This window comes from Mycobacterium sp. NPDC050441, from assembly GCF_040655355.1.
Lineage (GTDB): Bacteria > Actinomycetota > Actinomycetes > Mycobacteriales > Mycobacteriaceae > Mycobacterium.
The window spans coordinates 1-19,678 of record NZ_JBFAJS010000004.1 but is presented as its reverse complement, the minus strand read 5'-3'; the positions used below and the strand labels follow the sequence as shown (position 1 = coordinate 19,678).

The following is a 19,678-nucleotide window of genomic DNA, read 5'->3' as shown; positions in this document are numbered from 1 at the left end:
CGGAACTAGTTGGGTGCCAAGGCACTGACGGCCAGGCGGTCCAACACCGGGGACAGTAACTGTGCGTACTCGGCGGTGATGTGGTTGTCGTCGCGGAAGACCAGGGTGTTGCCGATGATCACGGGGCAGCGTTGGTCGGTGCAGAAGAACTGGTCCAGCCGTGCGTACTGCCCGCCGCCGGCCTGCACCGCCGCCGTCTCGGCGGCAATGCCGTTGTCGTTCACCGCGATCGAGCGGCCAGGTGCGCAGGCCGAGGCGTCGTCCATGTGCGCCGAGAGGCAGGTCGGCACCGTGGTGTGAGGGTCGGGCACGGGGCCGAGCACCAGGACGCGCGCGCCGGTTCCGCGCAACTGCGCCACGAGCCGCGTCAATCCGTCCAGCCAGGTCGGGTCGTAGCTGACGAACCCGAAGTCGGCGCCGTAGCGGCGCACCATGTCCAGCACGATCAGCGCCGGGCGTTCCTTGGCGATCCTGGTCAGCACGTCAGCTCGCCACTGCTGGCATTCGGTGAACGCGCGGTCGAGGTAGGGGCTGAGGATCGGGAGCTTCATCGGTGGGCAGGTGACTTTCGCAAAGGTCTCCAACCGCCAATGGCGCTGCTGTGCGGCGGCTTCCAGGGCCGGTTGCCACATCCCGGCGTGGGAATCGCCGATCAACGCGACTTTGGTGGCCGAGGCGGTGTCCCCGGACGCGCAGTCCGGAACCGCGACGTCCATCCAGGACAGGACACAACCGTTGACGAACGCCTCGGGTTTGGTGATATTGCCCAGCTGCGGTGACAGATTCGACGGCACCGCGCCGAGCTCGGCAGAGGCGGCCACGGCCGCTTGGACCTGCTGCTCGGGCGTCAGCGTCGGGGCAGCGGAACGAGGCGGAACCGCCCCGCTCACCGGCAGGGCGACCGGAACTGCCGCGGGACCGGATCCCGTCGGCACCGGGCGCACCGCCAACAGCACCAGGCCCGCGCACACTGCGACCCCCGTCGCTGTCGCGCCGACGGCCAGGCTGCGCCACGACGAGCCCCGCAGCGCCGCGGCGAACCGAGCCGGGTTCTCGACCAGGTGCAAGGTCAGGACGGCCAGGCCGAGCGACATCAGCACCATGGCCAGTCGGCCGGCCAGGCCCAGGCCGTGGCCGAACAGTGCAGGCGCCAACAGCAATACCGGCCAGTGCCACAGGTACCACGAGTACGACACCCGGCCGAGGCTGCGCATCGCCGGCTTCGACAGCAGCCGTCCCACCCCGAGATCGGGTATGGCGCAACCCGCCCCGATCACCAGGGCGGTTCCCATCACCGGCAGCAGAGCCGCCGTGCCCGGATAGGGCGTCGCGGTGCCGAATTGTGTACAGGTGGCCAGGATCAGCGCCAGGCCGCCCCAGCCGACCAACGCCGCACAGACCGGCGGCAGGGTGCGCCAGTGTGCCGCGGTCAACGCGATCAGACCGCCGGCGGCCAACTCCCAGGCGCGGGTGGGCAGGGAGAAGAACGCCCACGGCGGCATGGTCTGGGTCCACGACAGCGACAGGGCGAGCGACGCGCCTGCCACCACTGCCAGTACGCACGTGTACGGGACGGCGGAACGGGTGCCCCGGCCACTGCGTGCCAGCAGCCAGGCGGTGCCCAGGATCAGCGCCGGCCACAGCAGATAGAACTGTTCCTCCACGCCCAGTGACCAGTAGTGCTGCAGCGGGGACGCCGCCGTCTCCGCCGCCCGATGGCCGGTGCCCCCTCCACCCAGATAGTCGGTGCCCTCCGCCGCGAAGCGGTAGTTGCCGGCGTAGAGCGCACTCGCGATCGCGTCGGCCAGCACCGAACGGGCCCGCAGCGGCGGGAGTAGGAGGGTGGCCGCCATCGACGTCGTGACCAGGACCAGTGCGGCGGCGGGGAGCAGACGACGGGCGCGTCCGGCATAGAACTGCGCCATCTGCACCGTCCCGGTGCCCGAGGCCTCGCGCCACAACAGTCCGGTGATCAGGAATCCCGACACGACGAAGAACACGTCGACGCCGATGAACCCGCCGCCGAACCCGGGCACCCCGGCATGAAACAGCACCACGGCCAGTACCGCGACCGCCCGCAGGCCCTCGATGTCGGGGCGAAACTGTTTGTTCGACAGGGGCTTTCGCCCACTCGCGGTGCTGTCGCGGCGGGCGGCGGGCCTCGCGGGGGTAATCACTCTGTTCACTCGAGTAACGATCGTCGCACGCCGACCGGCAATGGCCCTGGATTTACCGGGCCTGTTGTGAGCCTGTTGCTAGCCTCATCCCGATGGGACGATCACGCATTGCGGCGCTGGCAGTGCTGTGCGGCCTGCTTTCGGGGTGCTGCGCGCCGACTCAGCCCACGTCATCTCCGGCCGCGCCGCCGGTATCGGCGTCGGCATCACCGACGAAGTCGGCGGCAGCGGACGGTACGTGCGACCTGGGCGGGCTTCCGCCGGAGGTGGACAAGACCGTGGAGCTCATCCAATCCGATGGGCCGTTTCCCTACCCGCGCAATGACGGCGTCGTCTTCGGAAACTACGAAGGCCGGCTGCCCAAACATGAGCGCGGCTACTACCACGAGTACACGGTTCCGACGCCCGGCAACAAACACCGCGGCAAGCGGCGCATCGTCACCGGCGGAGCGCCGCAGAACGACCCGCCCGAGTACTACTACACCGGCGACCACTACGAATCCTTCTGCCTGATCGGAGGCATGTGAAGACGTATCGGATCGATGGGACCAAGGTGGCCTCCAAGGCGGACTTCTTCACCGAGATGGGCCGTGCGGTCAACGGCGACGACGGCTACTTCGGGTCGAATCTGGATGCGCTGGCCGACTGCCTCCGCGGCGGTTTCGGCACCCCGGACAACCGTAGGTTCCGGTTCGTCATGACGTCGTACCGCAACATCAAAGAAGCGCTCGGACAAGACACCTGGAGCACCGTGCTGTCGATCTTCGCCAACGAAGGCGTTGACCTGTGGCTGGAGAACTGACGCTCAGTTGAGGGCCAGCAAATCGCGCCTGTGACGGCTTACGCGCGTCCCACGTGGGCAACGGCGCCGCGGCCGCGGGTTGGCAACGAGGTTCTGCGGCAACGGCGTTGATCGTCGCCGCGGGTACTGCCGAAAGTGGCTACGCTGGCATTCTGCGTGCCTCTTGGTGCGAGGTGACTGGCGACGAACAGGCGGGAGCAACGGGCGCGTGACGGAGAAGTTGTCCACCGACACCACGTGGCTGATGGCCCGCACCGAGGGATCCGCAGGCTTGCGGCAAATGCGGCCGGGGGAGACGGCGGCCGCGTTCCCGTACTTTCGCGCGACGGTCACCCACTTCGTGGCACTCCATGGCGGCATCCTGTCGGGAAGGCAGCCCGCCTGTCACGGCTTCACTGCCAGCTTCGAGCGCGCATCCGACGCGGTGTCCTGCGCGCTGTATCTGCAACTGACGCCGTTGGATCCGTTCGAATTGTGTATCGGAGTGCACACTGCTCGCACCGGCACGGAGCGCTTGCGCGATGTCGCGCATGTTGGGCAGACGTTGATATCGGGCACGACTGCGTCATCGGTTGCCGGCGATCTTCCCTCCGGCGCGACACTGAAATACCTTGGCGACCAACGTATGGGAGAGACCGAGCCTCAGGAACGGCTGCTGCAGCTGTGCCACCCGGGATTACGAAAGTACCTGCTGCCCTTACACATGCCGAATGCGGTTCTCACCGAAATCCTGGTGAACTAGCCGGCTGGTCAGTTGAAGGCCAGCCAGCTCGGCAGGGCCCGCTCGCGCGAATCGCACAGCACCTGACGGGTATCGCAGTTCCCGCGCGGTGATCCGGCGCCGCTCCACATGCCGCCGGTGTCGCGACGCAACACGATCGCCGACGAGCCGCCGCCGTCGAGCAGCAGCGCGTTGTCGGCGCCCAGTCCGCGGAACAGGTCCTGGATGTTGTCCGGGGTGTAGCTGCCGCCCTGGAAGACGTAGAGCTGATCGGCGGCCCGGTTGTAGCCGACCGCGGTGCGCGCCGCGCTCGGGCCGTTGTCGTTGAGCTGGCCGGTGTCGCCTGGCGCGAGCAGCCCGATGCCGGCCACCGCGACGAACCGGGCGTTCTGATCCATTAGCCGCTGGATCACCGGGGTGGCCGAGTCATAGTCGTCGGGCCCCTTGGGCATCACCACATATGGGGCGCCGCCCATCGGAAGGATCATCGTGGCCAGTGCGGCCCAACGTTCGTCACCGCCGGACAGGCCCTGCTTGCCGGCATAGGCCAGAGTGCCGGTGACCGCGGCGTTGGCCCGGCCCTGCCCGCGCGTGTTGTCCACGTAGGCGCCCAGCGGGGACGAGCACTTGGTATCGCGCCACGAGCCGCCCTGCTGCCCGCGCACGTCGAAGAAGTTTGCGTTGACCGCGATGGTCGGCTGACCCAAAACCTGCCAGGCGGCGAGGGGGGCATAGGTTTCCGACGCCTGCCACAGTCCTTCCCCGGTGCGGGCACCGGGGGTGCGCTCGCAGCGGGACTGATAACCCTGATGACTGTCGACGAGCAGACGCGGGTTGAGCCGTCCGGAGGCGTTCTTCATGGCCATCAGGTGACCGCCGTTGTTGAGCGTGTAGGCGCGGCCGTCGGCAGACAGGAACGGTGCGGCGAACTGGCCGCCGAAGTTGTAGACGAGGTAAGCGCCCTTGGTGTTGGCGATCGCCCCGAGCAACAGCGTCCTGGCGTCCTCGGCTCGTGCGACGGGGGAGCCCGTGGTGGCTAGCGCCGCGCAGACGGCAACGGCGGCCGCAGTAGCGACCGCACGCCGGAAGAGTTTTGCCAGGCCTGGCACGAAGTACACAATAACCACACAGGAAACTCTGTCAACATGCGTAACAGCCTGGTCACGGTTGGATCAAGACGGGATCGCACCTGGTTGATCGGTGTTAGCTGGCTCTGCGGCAGCGGGCTTGCGCAGCACTGCCGGCCGCAAATGTGCGGGCAGCGCGCGTAGGCCTGCTGCGCCTAGGGCGGTCACCGCAATCGCACCCGCGGTGGTCAGCAGCACCGGGGCCGCCGGGAAGGCGCCCTCCAGCAGCATTGCGACACCGAAGATGACGAACAGGGCTGCCGCGCCCAACTGGATCATCCGCTCGGGCAGGTGCTTGCCCGCGATCGCCCCGACCACGATGGCCAGGGCATCGGCGGCCACCATGCCGATGGTCGAGCCGATCCACACCCCCACCCAGTCGTTGTCGGCGGCCAGCGTGATCGTCGCGAGCATCGTCTTGTCGCCGAGTTCGGCGAGCAGGAAGGCCGAGGTGACCGTGAAGAACGCCGGAGCGGTCGAACGCTGGGCGCGTGTCGCCTCGTCATCGGAGAGCTTGTCGCCGCGCAGGGTCCACAGCCCGAAGAACACGAACGCCACGCCGGCCAGGATGCCGAGCAGGTGCGTCGGCAGTGCCGCGCCGAGGTAGTGACCGACTGCGACGGAGATCAGGTGTACTGCGGTGGTGGCCGCGGTGATGCCGATGAGCACTACCCACCAGCGGTAGCGCAGCGCGAAGGTCATGGCCATCAACTGGGACTTGTCGCCGAGTTCGGCGACGAAGATGACAGCGAAACTCAAGAGCAGAGCAGCAAGCACTCAACAACTCCTCGGTCGTTGGCTGCCGTTGGGGGCTGAATAGATGCCTCCGGCCGGCAAACCAATGGTCTACGGCCGAAGGTCTCGCCCACCGGCCACTGGCCGGTTCGGATATCCGGGCCGTCAACACGTCGCTGTGCGGCCAGTATGTCGAGTATCCGATTGGGGGCTACTCCCCTTCGCTGTCATCCACCATACGCACGCCGGCGGGGACGGCGCAAACCGTCCCCGCCGAAAGTGCTTATTCGACAATAAGTTTGGGAGTTGACACGCGAAAGTTCGGGTTCCCTGACAATGCTGGTTCAGTTACCCACATAATCGGCGAGGTGCTGCCCGGTCAGGGTGGCGCGCTGAGCGGTCAGATCGGCCGGGGTGCCCTCGAAGACGACGCGACCGCCGTCGTGCCCGGCGCCCGGACCCAGGTCGATGATCCAGTCGGCATGTGCCATGACCGCCTGATGATGCTCGATCACGATCACCGACTTCCCCGAATCCACGAGGCGGTCCAACAGTCCGAGCAGTTGCTCGACATCGGCGAGGTGCAGGCCCGTCGTCGGCTCATCGAGGATGTAGGTGTCGGCCTTCTCTGCTCCGGTATCGCCGAGCCGGGCAGCCAGCTTGAGCCGCTGCCGCTCCCCGCCCGACAACGTGGTCAGCGGCTGGCCGAGAGTCAGATAGCCCAGGCCCACATCGGCCATGCGCGACAAGATCTTCTGCGCCGCAGGAACTTTGGCCTCACCGTCGGCGAAGAATTGCTCTGCCTCGCTGACCGGCATCGCCAGTACCTCGGCGATGTCGCGCCCGCCCAGGGTGTACTGCAACACCGAGGCTCCGAACCGCCTGCCCTCACATTCCTCGCAGGTGGTCTCGACGGTGGCCATCACCCCGAGGTCGGTGTAGATCACCCCGGCACCGTTGCACGTCGGGCAGGCGCCCTCGGAGTTCGAGCTGAACAGGGCCGGTTTGACGTCGTTGGCCTTGGCGAAGGCCTTGCGGATCGGCTCCAGCAGCCCGGTGTAGGTGGCCGGATTGCTGCGGCGCGACCCGCGGATCGGGCTCTGATCGACCACCACCACTCCGTCGCGGCCGGCCACCGAGCCGCCGATCAACGAACTCTTGCCCGAGCCCGCGACCCCGGTGATCACCACCAGTGCGCCCAGTGGAATGTCGACGTCCACGTCGCGCAGATTGTGGGTGTCGGCACCGCGGATCGCCAAGGTGCCGTTGGTTTTCCGCACCTCGTCCTTCAGCGTGGCGCGGTAACCCAGGTGCCGGCCGGTGACGGTGTCGCTGCCCCGCAGGCCCGCCACGCTGCCCTCGAAGACCACCTCGCCGCCGGCCGATCCGGCGCCGGGCCCCAGGTCGACGATATGGTCGGCGATCGAGATCGTCTCGGGCTTGTGCTCGACGACCAGCACGGTGTTGCCCTTGTCCCGCAGGGCCAGCAGCAGGTTGTTCATCCTGGCGATGTCGTGCGGGTGCAGGCCGATGGTCGGTTCGTCGAAGACGTAGGTGACGTCGGTCAGGGAGGAGCCCAGGTGGCGGATCATCTTGACGCGCTGGGCTTCTCCACCGGACAGGGTGCCCGCGGGGCGGTCCAGTGACAGATAGCCCAACCCGATCTCGACGAACGAATCCAGCGTGTGCTGCAGCGCGGTCAGCAGGGGCGCCACTGATTTCGCTTTGGCAGTGTCCTTGACCGTGCCGAGCCATTCGGCCAGGTCGGTGATCTGCATCGCGCAGGCCTCGGCGATGTTGACCCCGGCGATCTTCGACGACCGCGCGGTCTCCGACAGCCGGGTGCCGTCGCACTCCGGGCAGGTGGTGAACGTGACCGCGCGCTCGACGAACGTCCGGATGTGTGGCTGCATGGCCTCGACGTCCTTGGACAGGAACGACTTCTGGATCTGCGGGATCAGCCCCAGATAGGTCAGGTTGACCCCGTCGACCTTGAGCTTGGTCGCCTCCTTGTGCAGCAGCGCGTCGAGTTCCTTCTTGGTGAACTTGTTGATCGGCTTGTCCGGATCGAAGAATCCACAGCCCCGGAAGATCCGGCCGTACCAGCCGTCCATGCTGTATCCGGGGATGCTCAGCGCGCCTCCGTTCAGCGATTTGGTGTCGTCATACAGTGCGGTCAGGTCGATGTCGTTGACCGCGCCGCGGCCCTCACACCGCGGACACATACCGCCGACGATCTTGAAGTCACGTCGTTCCTTGACGGTGCGGCCGCCCTTCTCGAGCGTCACCGCCCCCGCCCCGCTGATGGAGGCCACGTTGAACGAAAATGCTTGCGGTGAACCGATATGCGGGCTGCCCAGCCGGCTGAACAGGATGCGCAGCATCGCCCCGGTGTCGGTGGCTGTGCCGACGGTGGAGCGCGGGTCGGCGCCCATCCGCTGCTGGTCGACGATGATCGCTGTGGTCAGCCCATCGAGAACGTCGACCTCGGGGCGGGCCAGGTTCGGCATGAAGCCCTGCACGAAGGCGCTGTAGGTCTCGTTGATCAACCGCTGGGATTCGGCGGCGATGGTGTCGAACACCAGTGAGCTCTTGCCCGACCCCGAGACGCCGGTGAACACCGTCAACCGTCGCTTGGGCAACTCGATGTCGACGTCCTTGAGGTTGTTCTCCCGGGCACCGGTGACCCGGATCAGATCGTGACTGTCGGCGGGATGGGTCTTGGCGCTCATCGGCTAGGGCAACTCCTGGATACGGACCATGTTTCCGGCGGGATCGCGAAGGGCGCAGTCACGCACACCGTACGGCTGCTCGGTGGGTTCCTGGACCACCTCGACCTCTCCGGCCTGCACTTTTTCGAAAGTACCGTCGAGATCTTTGGTGGCGAGCAGCAGCGTGCCGAAGGTGCCCTTGGCCATCATCTCGGAGATCATGCGGCGCTCGTCGTCGGTGAGGCCGGGAGTGGCGGATGGCGGGTACAGGACGATGGATGTGTCGGGCTGGTTCGGTGGTCCGACCGTGATCCAACGCATCCTGTCCTTGCCGACGTCGAGACGGACCTCGAAGCCGAGGATGTCGCGATAGAACGCGAGGGACTCGTCCGGATCGTCGAGTGGCAACATGCTGGAGTGAATGGTGAGTTCCATGCCTCTCACGCTAAGTGGAGGCGGGTGGCGGGCGCTTCTCGATTCCTGATCGGTTTGGTGACCTGTTTCTCCATGCACGACGGCAGGCCGTCGGTAACCGCGGCTGTCTGTTCGCGGTACCGGCTGGGCGGGATGCCGACGAGTTCGGTGAACCGGGTGCTGAACGTGCCGAGAGAGGAACAGCCGACGGCGAAGCAGACCTCGGTGACGGACAGGTCGCCGCGGCGCAGCAGCGCCATCGCACGTTCGATACGGCGGGTCATCAGATACGAATACGGTGACTCGCCGTAGGCGATCTTGAACTGGCGGGAGAGGTGCCCGGCGGACATATTGACCCCGCGGGCAAGCGCTTCGACGTTCAGCGGCTGCGCGTACTCGCGGTCGATACGGTCCCGGACCCGGCGTAGCAGCTTGAGATCGCCCAGCTGTTGGTCGGCCACATCGCGATCGTACGTCTAGGGCCCAGTGCTGACCGGATGCCCGGCAAGCCGCCATTCGACCATTCCGTCGTTGAGGCGGATGGCGCGACGGCCGTCGGCGATCAGGGTTCGCGCGGCGTCGTGCGCGTACACGCAGTACTCACCGCGGCAGTAGACGACGATGTCGGCGTCGGTGGGCAGTTCGGTGATGCGCGCGGCGAGTTGGTCCACCGGGATCGAGACCGCGCCCGGGATGTGCCCGGCGAGAAACTCCTCGTCGGGGCGGACATCGAGCACCACCACCCGCGCATCGCCGGTGTCGTCGTTGAGTCGTGACCACAAAGCGTCGCGGTCGATACCCGTACCCACGGGCTCACCGAGATAAGCGTCGCGGGCGGCGCCGACCTCGGACCGGCGACGGTCGGCGACCGTCCGCAACAAGACCAGGAGTTGGGCGACATCGTCGCCGGCCAGGCGGTAGTAGACCTTGACACCTTCGCGTCGGGTCTCGACGAGGCCGGTCTGTTTGAGCACCTGCAGGTGTGACGAGGCGGTGGTCAGGTTCAGGCCAGCCGCACGGGCGAGCGCCTCGACGCTGCGTTCGCCCTGGCTCAGCAGGTCGAGGAGTTCCAGCCGGCTGGCGTGGGACAGTGCCTTCCCGCTGGCGGCGAACTCCTCGTACAGACGCGTCTTCGCTGGTGAGCGATCCATGACTGCATTATTCCATAATTTCATGGAATAACGTACAGTCGGGTTTATGCGATCCACGGGCGTCGACGGGAACCGGCCATCCCTTCGGGTCGAACTCGGCCTGCGGGAGAACTGGCTGCAGTTCACCCTGCTGGTGATCGTCAACATCTGCGTCGGCGCCCTGGTGGGTCTGGAACGCACCACCGTTCCGCTGATCGGATCCGAAACATTCGGACTGACAAACGATTTGGCGGTCTTCTCGTTCATCATCGCGTTCGGGGTGACCAAGGCACTGACCAACCTGGCGGCGGGAGCGCTCACCGCACGGTTCCGGCGCAAGCACCTGCTGCTGGCGGGTTGGGCGGTCGGTGTCCCGGTCCCGTTCATGCTGGCCTGGGGTCCGTCCTGGAGCTGGATCGTGGCCGCCAACGTGCTGCTCGGCCTCAATCAGGGCCTGGCCTGGTCCATGACGGTCAACATGAAGATCGATCTGGTGGGCCCGGAGCGGCGGGGCCTGGCCACCGGCCTGAACGAGGCCGCCGGTTATGTGGCGGTCGGTGCCACCGCCCTGCTGACCGGATACCTCGCCACTACCTATGGGCTGCGCCCGGCCCCCGAGCTCATCGGCGTGGTGTTCGTCGTCGCCGGACTCGCGCTGTCGCTGGTGGTACGGGATACCGCGGCGCACGTCGCCCTGGAACTGGAGCGCCACCCGCATCCGGCGCCCGCTGCAGACGGCGGGTTGCGCACCGTCTTCGCGCGCACCAGCTGGGGTGACCGCAGCCTGCGGGGCGCCAGCCAGGCCGGTCTGATCAACAACCTCAACGATGGCCTCACTTGGGGCGTGTTCCCGCTGTTGTTCACCGATCACGGGCTCGGTCTGGCCGCGATCGGGCTGATCAAGGGCCTCTACCCGCTGTTGTGGGGTCTCGGGCAGATTCCCACCGGGCATCTCGCCGACCGGATTGGCCGCAAACCTCTTGTGGTGGCCGGAATGCTGGTCCAGGCGGGCGGATTCGGGTTGGCCCTGGCGCTGCTGAACTGGCCGCTGTTGGCCGGTGTCACCTCGGCGATCGCCCTCGGGCTGGGCACCGCCATGGTCTACCCGGCACTGATCGCCGTGGTCTCCGATCACGCCCACCCGAGCTGGCGGCCCAATGCGCTTGGCACCTACCGGTTCTGGCGCGATGCGGGTTATGCCGTCGGCGCGCTGGTCGCCGGTGTGATGGGCAACTGGCTGGGGCTGGAGTCCGCCGTCGTCGCGGCGGGGGTGCTGACGGCGGTCTCGGGCATCCTGGCGGCGCGGTGGATCACCGATCGCCCGCGAGCCGGCGGTGACGACTAGGCCGGTGGTGCCAGCCGATACACGGCGCCGGCGTAGTCGTCGGTGATGTAGACCGCGCCGTCGGGGCCCGCGACCGCGGCCACCGGGCGTCCCCAGCGGGCGCCGTCATCGGTCTGGAAACCGCCGACCAGGGTCTGCTGCGGGCCCAATGTGCCGTTGGACCAACCGAAGAACGACACCTCGGGTGCCTGCGGGGATCGCCGGTTCCATGAGCCGTGCACCCCGATCAACGCGCCGGGGCCGTAACCGGGGAGCTCGGTGAAACTCATGCCCAGCGGGGCCGAATGCGCGGCCAGCGTCTGCTCGACCGGTGCCAGCGCGGCACAGTCCAGCCGGTTGCCGTCGGCGTTGGTCTGCATGTCCCGGATGAATCCGGCCGGTGGTGCCCCGTCGGGATTGCAGTACGGCCAACCCAATTCGCGTCCCGGCGTGAGCTTGGCGACCGACTCGGGCGGATGGTCGTCCACATAGTCCTGCCGCACCTGACCCTGCGGGTCTGCCACGTCGTCGCGATTGTTCACCGCGGTCCACAGTGACCCGTCATCGGCGAACGCCAGGCCGGTGCCGTTGCGCACTCCGGTGGCGAACGGTGCTGCCGGTCCACCGCCGGGCGGCACCCGCATGACGGTGGCCCGCGGCGGGGTGGCGGTCCGGTCGTCGGCCGAGACATTGCCCGTCGAACCGATCGAAAAGTACACCGCGCCATCGGTTCCGACGGCCACGCTCTTGAGTGCGTGGGCATAGGCGCCGTGCAGGTCGGGACTCTTGGCGTCGGGCAGATCGTCGGCGATGGTGCGACGATTGACTGCCCGGCCGTCGACATAGTCGTAGGCGTCGATGCGGTTGCTCTCGGCCACATAGAGAGTCGTACCGGCGAAGGCGAGACCGTGCGGCTGCTCCAGCCCGTCGAGCAGGGTCCGCCGGTCGGGGCGCACCATCAGCACCTGACCGGTGGCCGGCACCGACACCAGCAACGCGCCGTCCGGCGCGAACGCGGCCATCCGGGCCGTCGGCACCCGGGCGATCACCTCGATGGTCCAGCCCTTTGGGATCAGGGCCCGGCGAGGTTCGTCGAGTGGGGCTTGGGCAAGATCCTTCGGCACCTGGAGGGGCGCAGCTGCCAGCCCGGCGGGCGGAGTGCCCGACGACGGCGGTGGTGCGGTGTCCGAGTCGGTCCCACACGCGGCCAGGGCGACCGCGGTGACGAGTGCGATCGCGCTACGCGCCGCCCAGACCCGCATTCATCTCCCAGACCAGGATCTCCGCTGCGGTGTCCGCGGTGACGCGTTGCCCGCCCGAATCGGTGAGCCGGACGGCGTCGCCCTCGGCGAGCGGCCCGGATCCCTCCAGAGTGACCGTGCCGCGCGCGACGAACAGATGGACGTAGCGGGCCTGCGGAAGGTTGACCGAATCACCGGGCTGCAGACGCGCGCCGTACAGCGTGGCATCGCGGTTGTGCAGGGTGACCGCCGCGTCGATGGCCCCAGAGGCGATCGGGGTCATCGTGGCGGCCAGCTCGATCTCCTGCTGCTGATAGCTCGGCGTCACTCCGGCCGTATCGGGCAACACCCACATCTGCACGAAATGTACGGGCTCACTGGCAGATCCGTTCTTCTCGGAATGCTGCACGCCGGTGCCCGCCGACATCCGCTGGGCCAGACCCGGGTAGATCACCCCGGAGTTGCCCATCGAATCCTTGTGCGCCAACTGGCCCGACAACACCCAGGTGACGATTTCCATGTCCCGGTGCGGATGGGTATCAAATCCAGCGGCCGGCGCCACGATGTCGTCGTTGTTCACCAGCAACAAGCCGTGGTGGGTGTTGGCCGGGTCGTAGTAGTCGGCGAAGGAGAACGAATGCCGTGATTGCAGCCAGCCGGTCGTGCTTGCGCCGCGGTCCGCGGAGCGTCGGATATCGACCTTGGACGTCCCCGGAGCCATGGCGTCAGCCTACCGACGGGCCTGACTGACCAACCGGTCGATCGGGAGGCAAAATCGGGGCCTTACTCTGTTGGGCGTGGAACTCAACGGAGCAAGCGCCATCGTCACCGGTGGCGCATCAGGTATCGGCGCGGCGACTGCCCGCCAGTTGGCTGCCAAGGGAGCCCGCGTTGTCGTGGCTGACCTGCAGGCGGACAAGGGCGAGGCCCTCGCCCAAGAGATCGGCGGCATCTTCGTCACCGTCGACGTCACCAACACCGATCAGATCATCGACGCGGTCAAGACCGCCGCGGACCTCGGCCCGCTGCGCGCCCTGGTGAACTCGGCCGGCGTCGGCTGGGCCCAGCGCACCATCGGCAAGGACGGCGAGTTCTCCTCGGCTCACGACCTCGGCCTGTACAAGAAGGTGCTCGACATCAACCTCGTCGGCACCTTCGACTGCATCCGCATCGCAGCCACCCAGATGAGCAAGAACGAGCTCACCGACACCGGTGAGCGCGGCGCGATCGTCAACATGACCAGCGTCGCGGCCTTCGATGGCCAGATCGGCCAGGCGGCCTACTCGTCGTCCAAGGGCGGTGTGGTCGGCCTGACCCTGCCGGTGGCCCGCGACCTGTCCGCTGTGGGCATCCGTGTCAACACCGTGGCTCCCGGCCTGATCGACACCCCGATCTACGGCGAGGGCGAGGCCTCGGAGGCATTCAAGGCCAAGCTGGGCGAGTCGGTGCTGTTCCCGCACCGCCTCGGCAAGCCCGACGAGCTGGCCTCCATGGTCGTCGAGCTGCTGACCAACTCGTACATGAACGCCGAGGTCGTCCGCGTCGACGGCGGCATCCGGATGCCACCCAAGTAACTCTCGCGAACACACAAAATCGCACTCTTCTCCCTGGGGAGGAGTGCGATTTTGTGTCTGCTGGGCAGAATCGTCGGATGACCGATACCTGGTGGGGCAACGCGCTGATCGGCCTCGGCGCCGCGCTGCTGCTGAGCTGGCTCGTCCTCGTCATCGCGCTGCTCATCGTGCGGCCGCGCGGAAACCTGCTCGGTGAGGCGCTGCGCATACTTCCGGACCTGCTGCGCCTCATCCCGCGGCTGGCCGGGGACAAGTCGTTGCCCCGCGGCGTGCGCGTCCGGTTGGCGCTGCTGGTCGTCTACCTGGCGCTGCCCATCGATCTGATCCCCGATTTCATCCCTGTGCTCGGCTACGCCGACGACGCCATCATCGTCGCCGTGGTGCTGCGCAGTGTCGTGCGCCACGCCGGGCTGGACGCCGTGCGGGCGCACTGGCCCGGTACCGACGACGGGTTCGATGCCCTGGTGCGCCTGACCGGGCTGGCCCGTTGAGAAGACGCAAAAGCCCCCTTTTCCACGCTGAAAAGGGGGCTTCCGCGTCCGCTTGCGCAGAAGTCGTTACCAGTCCGACTCGTCGAACTTGATGACGCCGCGAATGTTGTTGCCGTCCAACATGTCCTGGTAGCCCTGGTTGATATCTTCGAGCTTGTAGGTCCGCGTGACCATGTCGTCGATGTTCAGCAGGCCCGACTTGTACAGCGCGGTGAGCCGGGGCGTCTCGACGTGCGAGTTGCCGCCGCCGAAGATGTTGCCCTTCAACGTCTTCTGCAACATGGTGAACAGGAACAGGTTGAGCTTGACGTCGGCATCCATCATCGAACCCATGCCGGTCACCACGCAGGTGCCGGTCTTGGCGGTGAGGATCATCGCCTCTTCGATGTACTCGCCCTTCATGTCGCCGACGGCGATGATGACCTTGTCCGCCATCAGGCCCCAGGTGGTATCGATGACCGGCGCGATGGCCTCGGCCATCGAGGGGTAGACGTGGGTGGCGCCGAACTTGATCGCCTGCTCACGCTTCCACTCGTTCGGGTCGATCGCGATGACGTGCTTGGCGCCGGAGATCACCGCGCCCTGCAGCGCGCTCATGCCGATGCCGCCGACACCGACGATGATGACGGTCTCGCCGGGCTTGACGTCGGCGACGTTGGTGGCCGAGCCGAAGCCGGTGGGCACCGCGCAGCCCATGATGGCCGCCGTCTCGAACGGGATGTCTTTGTCGATCTTGACGACCGAATCCTTGTGCACGGTCATGTACGGGGCGAAGGTGCCGAGCAGGTTCATCGGCGACACGTCACGACCGCCGGCGGTGATGCGGCTGGTGCTGTCGGCGATGGCCTTGCCGCCGAGCAGCACGGCGCCGCGGTCGCAGAGCGAGCGGAAGCCCTTCAAACACGGCGGGCATTCACCACAGGCCGGGATGAAGGCGAGGATGACGTGGTCGCCCTCCTCGATGCCGGTGACGTTCTTGCCGACCTTGGTGACGACGCCGGCGCCCTCATGGCCGCCGAGCGCGGGCAGCGCCATCGGGGTGGCACCGGTGGTCAGGTGATAGTCGGAATGGCACATGCCCGCGGCGTGCATCCGGATCTGTACTTCGTCGGCGACAGGGTCACCGAGGTCGATCTCATCGACCTTGAATGGCGAGTTGAGTTCCCACAGCAGGGCGCCTTTGGTCTTCATGGAAGGCGATAATAGAACAGGTTGCAGTACTGTCGAGTAACTGCCCTCTGAGCTGCAGATATTCATGCTTGATTTCGTTGTAAGGCTGCGTGCCGATGAGCTCGCGGTCTGTCGCGGGTCTACATGCCATGACCGAAATCAAAGCCAGCATCGTCCCCAACCTCTGGTTCGACCGGGAGGCCGAACAGGCCGCGCAGCACTACATCGACGCGTTCGGCGGCAACGGCCGCATCGTCACCACCATCGCCTCGCACCCGGATTCGCCGTCTCCGCAGGATGTGCCGGTGGTGGTCGAGTTCGAGCTCGCCGGGCAGCGTTTCGTCGGCATCAACGGTGGCCCGCACTTCCACTTCACCGAGGCCGTCTCCCTGGAAGTCCGCGTCAACGGCCAGGAGCAGCTCGATCAGATCTGGGCGGCACTGGTCGAGGGCGGCGAGGAACTGCCCTGCGGCTGGCTCAAGGACAAGTACGGGCTGGCCTGGCAGATCACCCCGAACGAGTACTACGACCTGCTAGCCAAGGGCGATGACGCCGCCGACGGCCGGTTGATGTCAGCGGTGCTGAAGACGGTCGGCAAGTTCGACGTCGCCGAATTGCAGGCGGCGTACGGCGGGGCGTAGGCAAGGCCGTCGGATCAGTAGAGGCCGAGCGGTCCGGCCAGTTCGGCTAGCGCGGGAACCAGGTTGTCAGGTCCCGTCAGGACCTGCACGGGTACGTGATTCGCACCGGCGGCCAGATGTTCCTTGAGCCTGCTTGCGATGGCGTCGGTGCTGCCATACCCGACGAGGGCGTCGATCAGGGCGTCGCTTCCCGGCGGGGCGACGTCGGCGTCGGTGAACCCCAGTCGCTTCCAGCTGTTCACGTAATTGGTGCCGATGAGGTAGGTGTCGAGAGCCTTGCGCCCGACGGTCCTTGCCTGCGCAACGTCGGTGGTCAACACGACCTTGTGTTCCGGAGCGAGGAAGGCATCCGGTCCGACCAGAGCCCGCGCCTGGGCGGTGTGCTCCGGCGTGGTCAGGTAGGGATGGGCTCCCGCACTCCGGCGCGCCGACAGTTTGAGCACCTGTGGGCCGAGCGCCGCGACAACGCGCCGGTCCTTGGGCACCCCGTACTCGTCGAGCTTGTCCAGGTACTCGGTCAGCGCGGCGTAGGGCTTCTTGTACTCGGTGATCAACTCCGGGTGTCCCGCCCCGATCCCGAGCAGGAACCGCCCGGGATGGTCTGCCTCGATGCGGTGGAACGACTCGGCAACCGGACCGGCGGCGGACGACCAGATGTTGACGATGCCTGTTGCCACCTTCAGCTTCTCGGTGGACTCCAGGATGGACTCGACCCAGTCGAGTTCGGCCGGCGGTGAGCCGCCTGCCCAGATGGCGCCATAGCCGAGCGCCTCGATGTCCCTCAGTTGCGCGGCGGTCAGTTGTTTCCACTGCCCGTAAAGGCCGAAAACGCCGAAGGTGCCCAGAGTCGGATGGGTCATTGCTCTATCAACTCGCCTTGCGCTCAAGAGTATTCCGACATGACGTCAACGCAGTTGGGCGTGGTGGGCGCGCCGTTGAACCGGTCGGCCAGCCAAGCCATGCTCCGCTCGCCATCGACGAAGGCGGTCAACAGTGCATTGGCATCCGTCTTGTTCAGGAAAGGCGGTTGCTCGTTGGTCCACAACGTGACGTCGGCTCCCAGTGCGCACCAATCTCGCGCGGTGGCCACAACCGACTCATATGGCGCGAAGGAATCCCACCGATTGTGCGAAAGGTACACCGGGCCGGTGGGTTTGACTTTCCCGATCCGCTGCATCGCCAGGATCGAATGGAGGGGCTCCTCCTGCACCGATTGATAGAGGTCCTTCTTGAACCATGGCTGCAGATGTCGGAACGCGTAGTTGATGCCGGTTTGGATCATGCACTGCCGACTGGTGTTGGCGAGCATCTCCGCACCACGTGGGGTGAGGGAGTCCGCAATCGGTTGTGTCATATCGGGATACGCTTCTTGAATACCTCGTAGCACCCACCCAATTGATCCGGCGAGCTGGTTCCCGTCAAGGGGCGGCAACATGCTGGGCAGATCGGTCGTCGCGCCGTTGGCATAGGTTCCGACAACGTTGAGTTCGGGTGCATACGCGCCGGCCAGCTCGGCCGCCGCCAACGCGGAATGTCCGCCGCCGGCCAGCCAGCCCCAGAAGGCCACGGGCCCATGCGGATCCAACGTGGTACCGGGAAGCTTCATCGCCGCACGTGCGGCGTCGTTGAGTGCCGTCCCGCCTGCCACCCGGTTGAGGAACTGCGGCGCCATCTGACCGTGCACTCCCAGTCCGACCCCGTCGGTGACGACGATGGCGTAGCCCCGCGCCAGCAGCGTCGCGATGAATCCCTCCTCGAGATTGAACATCAGGTCGAATCCCGTGTCCAAAGAGGCATGGATGCCTTGGTTGAACAGGCGAGAGGGAGCGCACTGCTCTCCCATCCCGTACGGGGCGGTGGCGTAGGCCAGCAGCGGGCGGGGTCCACTGCCAGGCCAGGGGACTTCAGGTTCGATGTAGGTGCCCGTGACCGCCACGGGGTGACCTTGTGCATCGGCGCTGCGATACATGATTCGAGTCCCGGTCCCCACGAATGAGCCCAGTTGTCCGGAAGGCTCCAGAACCAGCCTGGAAGGCTCCGTTCGGATGAGGTCACCCGGGGCCCCCGCGGGCAGGGGATCCGGCGGAGTGTAGAACGCCAGATACTGTGCTTCGTCAGCCTGGGCAGCCGGTACATTCGTCGAAATCGTCGCTGACGCAACGATATACAGGACGATTATCAGTGCCCTGACCCGGCTTCGCGCGCGATATTTCGGGACGTGCGCATGTTCGTCATCCGAAAAGGGAATCATCGTTGGTTTCCTCTGGTTGGACTGGTTGGACCGGGGTTGTGCCGACATCTGGAGAGAGCACAGGGTCAGCACAGCCCACGCCGTAATGGCGTGTGCTGGTGCGTGTTTAGATCAGGGGTGAACGCCGGTAGGGCGTATCAGAAATCTAGCTGAGCAGCGCGGCGAGTTCCCTTGCGAAGACAGTGATGGCGTGATCGCCATCGTCGAGTACGCCCGCCAGCAACGGGAAGCTGTGCGGCATGCCCTCGTATTCGTGAGCCTGGACCTTGACTCCTGTGGCCGCGAGCCTTTCGCCGTAGCGGTGGGCATCGTCGGAGACGGGATCCACCTGAGCACTGACGATCACGGCAGGCGGGGCACCCAGGAGATTCTGTGTCAGCAACGGTGAGGCGAGGCTCGAACGGCGGTCGTCGATCTCGGGTAAGTACATGTCGTAAGCCCATTCGAGTGCGGCTCGGGTGAGGAATGGGCCGTCCATGTACCGTTCGACCGAGTCACTGCTCATGGTGGCATCGAGTGCGGGGCACACCAGACCTTGGGCCTTGACCGGGGGGCCTTGTTCACGCGAGGCGAGTGCGATGCTGGCCGCCAGCGCGCCCCCGGAGGAATCACCGGCGATCGCCAGAGCTTCGGCATCGATGCCCAGTACATCGGCATGCTCACCGACCCAGGCAAACGTATCGGCGCTGTCATGGTGAGCACGGGGAAACCGCTCTTCTGGTGCAAGGCGGTAGGCAACCGAAATCACGATGAGTTCGCCCCGTACACAGAGTTTTCGGCAGAGCCGGTCGTGGGTGTCTAGGCTTCCGCGTACGAATGCCCCGCCGTGCAGATAGACAACGCCCGGCAGCACCGGTGTGGCCACGTTTGGCCGGTAGCGCCGCGCGGTGACTGCGCCCTGGCGCACGGGTATCGTGAAATCGGCTACTTCGCAGCGTGTTTCAACATCGCCTGCCAATGCGATCAACTTCTCGCCGGCCTCTCGGTAGGCCGCGATCGACATCTCCCACGGCTGTGCGGCAGGGCGTCCGGAGAGGGAGTGCAACAACTGCCGGACCTGCGTATGCAGCCCACTCATGCGGTGACTCGGAAGACTTGGAATTCGACGACGGGTCCGGGTTGGACGCGTCCTTGTCCGACGAAGATGGTCTGGTTGACCCAGGAGTATT

At 66.4% G+C, this 19,678-nt stretch carries 20 protein-coding genes and 1 pseudogene; 7 read left to right on the top strand and 14 right to left on the bottom strand.

Features of this window, described 5'->3' with window-relative positions:
• Window positions 1–5 precede the first annotated feature (5 nt).
• Entirely contained in the window at window positions 6–2,117 is a 2,112-nt protein-coding gene (locus tag AB0I14_RS12970; RefSeq protein ID WP_358022785.1) for an acyltransferase family protein, read from the bottom strand.
• 152 nt (window positions 2,118–2,269) lie between these two features.
• On the opposite strand from AB0I14_RS12970, the gene AB0I14_RS12965 reads away from it, so the two are divergent.
• From AB0I14_RS12965 to AB0I14_RS12955, 3 genes are all read left to right on the top strand, one after another.
• Window positions 2,270–2,704: a ribonuclease domain-containing protein gene (locus tag AB0I14_RS12965; protein WP_358021368.1), complete on the top strand. Its 435-nt coding sequence runs from the start codon at window positions 2,270–2,272 to the stop codon at window positions 2,702–2,704.
• Complete coding sequence (locus AB0I14_RS12960; RefSeq protein WP_358021365.1) at window positions 2,701–2,979, top strand: barstar family protein; 279 nt, start codon at window positions 2,701–2,703, stop codon at window positions 2,977–2,979. Before AB0I14_RS12965 ends, AB0I14_RS12960 begins: the two co-directional genes overlap by 4 nt.
• 220 nt (window positions 2,980–3,199) lie before the next feature.
• On the top strand, window positions 3,200–3,721 hold the full coding sequence (locus AB0I14_RS12955; protein WP_358021362.1) for a LuxR family transcriptional regulator: 522 nt from the start codon (window positions 3,200–3,202) through the stop codon (window positions 3,719–3,721).
• Window positions 3,722–3,729: 8 nt separating this feature from the next.
• Here AB0I14_RS12955 and AB0I14_RS12950 read toward each other — a convergent pair whose 3' ends face one another.
• The 6 genes from AB0I14_RS12950 to AB0I14_RS12925 all read right to left on the bottom strand — a co-directional run bounded on the left by AB0I14_RS12950 (window position 3,730) and on the right by AB0I14_RS12925 (window position 9,838).
• Complete coding sequence (locus AB0I14_RS12950) at window positions 3,730–4,818, bottom strand: phosphodiester glycosidase family protein (RefSeq protein ID WP_358022782.1); 1,089 nt, start codon at window positions 4,816–4,818, stop codon at window positions 3,730–3,732.
• A 54-nt stretch (window positions 4,819–4,872) separates the two neighbouring features.
• The gene (locus AB0I14_RS12945) at window positions 4,873–5,604 is read right to left on the bottom strand and encodes a TMEM165/GDT1 family protein (RefSeq protein ID WP_358021359.1); all 732 of its coding nucleotides are present in this window, start codon (window positions 5,602–5,604) and stop codon (window positions 4,873–4,875) included.
• Between the two features lie 302 nt (window positions 5,605–5,906).
• Window positions 5,907–8,294 (bottom strand): excinuclease ABC subunit UvrA, encoded by a 2,388-nt coding sequence (locus tag AB0I14_RS12940; RefSeq protein ID WP_358021356.1) that lies wholly within the window; start codon window positions 8,292–8,294, stop codon window positions 5,907–5,909.
• A gap of 3 nt (window positions 8,295–8,297) precedes the next feature.
• Window positions 8,298–8,708, bottom strand: coding sequence for a VOC family protein (locus tag AB0I14_RS12935; protein ID WP_358021353.1), 411 nt, complete (start codon window positions 8,706–8,708; stop codon window positions 8,298–8,300).
• Window positions 8,709–8,713: 5 nt separating this feature from the next.
• Entirely contained in the window at window positions 8,714–9,148 is a 435-nt protein-coding gene (locus AB0I14_RS12930; protein ID WP_209921161.1) for a helix-turn-helix transcriptional regulator, read from the bottom strand.
• 15 nt (window positions 9,149–9,163) lie between these two features.
• Window positions 9,164–9,838, bottom strand: coding sequence for a metalloregulator ArsR/SmtB family transcription factor (locus AB0I14_RS12925; protein WP_358021349.1), 675 nt, complete (start codon window positions 9,836–9,838; stop codon window positions 9,164–9,166).
• Window positions 9,839–9,884: 46 nt separating this feature from the next.
• On the opposite strand from AB0I14_RS12925, the gene AB0I14_RS12920 reads away from it, so the two are divergent.
• Window positions 9,885–11,162 (top strand): MFS transporter, encoded by a 1,278-nt coding sequence (locus tag AB0I14_RS12920; protein ID WP_358021346.1) that lies wholly within the window; start codon window positions 9,885–9,887, stop codon window positions 11,160–11,162.
• Here AB0I14_RS12920 and AB0I14_RS12915 read toward each other — a convergent pair.
• A complete protein-coding gene (locus AB0I14_RS12915) occupies window positions 11,159–12,403 on the bottom strand; it encodes a gluconolaconase (RefSeq protein ID WP_358021343.1) in 1,245 nt (414 codons plus the stop codon). The two genes, AB0I14_RS12920 and AB0I14_RS12915, sit on opposite strands and share 4 nt — an antisense overlap.
• Window positions 12,381–13,103, bottom strand: a complete 723-nt coding sequence (locus AB0I14_RS12910) for a pirin family protein (protein WP_358021340.1) — start codon at window positions 13,101–13,103, stop codon at window positions 12,381–12,383. Before AB0I14_RS12910 ends, AB0I14_RS12915 begins: the two co-directional genes overlap by 23 nt.
• A 76-nt stretch (window positions 13,104–13,179) precedes the next feature.
• On the opposite strand from AB0I14_RS12910, the gene AB0I14_RS12905 reads away from it, so the two are divergent.
• Both AB0I14_RS12905 and AB0I14_RS12900 read left to right on the top strand, forming a co-directional pair.
• Entirely contained in the window at window positions 13,180–13,956 is a 777-nt protein-coding gene (locus AB0I14_RS12905; RefSeq protein WP_358021337.1) for an SDR family NAD(P)-dependent oxidoreductase, read from the top strand.
• Window positions 13,957–14,033: 77 nt separating this feature from the next.
• Entirely contained in the window at window positions 14,034–14,447 is a 414-nt protein-coding gene (locus AB0I14_RS12900) for a DUF1232 domain-containing protein (RefSeq protein WP_358021334.1), read from the top strand.
• Between the two features lie 66 nt (window positions 14,448–14,513).
• Here AB0I14_RS12900 and AB0I14_RS12895 read toward each other — a convergent pair whose 3' ends face one another.
• Entirely contained in the window at window positions 14,514–15,638 is a 1,125-nt protein-coding gene (locus AB0I14_RS12895; RefSeq protein WP_358021331.1) for an NDMA-dependent alcohol dehydrogenase, read from the bottom strand.
• A gap of 128 nt (window positions 15,639–15,766) precedes the next feature.
• Between AB0I14_RS12895 and AB0I14_RS12890 the strand changes: the two genes are divergently transcribed.
• Window positions 15,767–16,258: a VOC family protein gene (locus tag AB0I14_RS12890; RefSeq protein WP_358021328.1), complete on the top strand. Its 492-nt coding sequence runs from the start codon at window positions 15,767–15,769 to the stop codon at window positions 16,256–16,258.
• Window positions 16,259–16,272: 14 nt separating this feature from the next.
• On the opposite strand, the gene AB0I14_RS12885 is transcribed toward AB0I14_RS12890, so the two are convergent.
• The 4 genes and pseudogenes from AB0I14_RS12885 to AB0I14_RS12870 all read right to left on the bottom strand — a co-directional run.
• Window positions 16,273–17,118 carry an LLM class F420-dependent oxidoreductase gene (locus AB0I14_RS12885; RefSeq protein WP_358021325.1) on the bottom strand — a complete coding sequence of 282 codons (846 nt, stop codon included), beginning with the start codon at window positions 17,116–17,118 and terminating at the stop codon, window positions 16,273–16,275.
• A gap of 23 nt (window positions 17,119–17,141) precedes the next feature.
• The gene (locus AB0I14_RS12880) at window positions 17,142–18,581 is read right to left on the bottom strand and encodes a lipase family protein (protein ID WP_358021322.1); all 1,440 of its coding nucleotides are present in this window, start codon (window positions 18,579–18,581) and stop codon (window positions 17,142–17,144) included.
• A gap of 73 nt (window positions 18,582–18,654) precedes the next feature.
• Complete coding sequence (locus AB0I14_RS12875) at window positions 18,655–19,512, bottom strand: alpha/beta hydrolase (RefSeq protein ID WP_358021319.1); 858 nt, start codon at window positions 19,510–19,512, stop codon at window positions 18,655–18,657.
• Window positions 19,513–19,583: 71 nt separating this feature from the next.
• A pseudogene (locus tag AB0I14_RS12870) lies at window positions 19,584–19,678 on the bottom strand (DUF3237 domain-containing protein); the annotation flags it as partial.